The following is a 685-nucleotide window of genomic DNA, read 5'->3' on the forward strand; positions in this document are numbered from 1 at the left end:
AGCAGGCGGCCTGCGGAAGGGCCAGCTGCGACGTGGCGATCGCCGTCGTCGAGTCGGTGATCGACGCGACGTCCGGGTAGATCTCGAAGTGGATGTGCGGCCAGCGACCGGAGTAGCAGCCGGGGAAGACGGAGGTGAACGACACCGTGCCGTCGGCGTCGGCCACCTGCACACCACGCAGGTACGTGACGTCTTCGAGGCCGGAGGAGTACATCGAGTATTCGCCCTGAGCAGTGCAGTGCCACGCGTAGACCGCAACCCCGGCGAAGGGAACGCCCCCGTTCGCGAGATCGAGGATCTGCAGCTCGAAGACGAGCGGCACGCCGTCGGCGGTCGCCGCTCCGTCGATCGACGAGCTGATGTCCTGCCGCACGATGCCCGAGTCCTCGAGCACATCGGGGCCGTTCGACCCGTCGCCCGGATAGGGCCCCGCCGTCTCGTCGGGGATCTCGGTCACGCTCGCCGAGCCCGCATCACCGCCGGGGGAAGCAGTCGGTGCGGGGGTGCTCGACGCGCCGCCAGAGGCCGCCGGCGCGCAGGCCGCGAGCACGACGGCCCCCAGGCCGAGACCGGCGAGCCCCAGGACGCCCCGCCTGCTCATCAGCGTGCGGATGTCGAATGCGGCGCCCTGGTCGACGACCTCTTCATCGACGCGGTCGAGCAGTCGCCCCTCGTATGCGGGCCC

At 70.8% G+C, this 685-nt stretch carries 1 protein-coding gene; it reads right to left on the minus strand.

Annotation, left to right across the window (positions count from 1 at the left end; genetic code table 11):
- Positions 1–685 (minus strand): dioxygenase family protein (locus ACNPM4_RS18575; protein ID WP_448986681.1); only part of this gene is annotated, 685 nt, incomplete at both ends.

The sequence above is a fragment of the Microbacterium umsixpiens genome, from assembly GCF_053543675.1.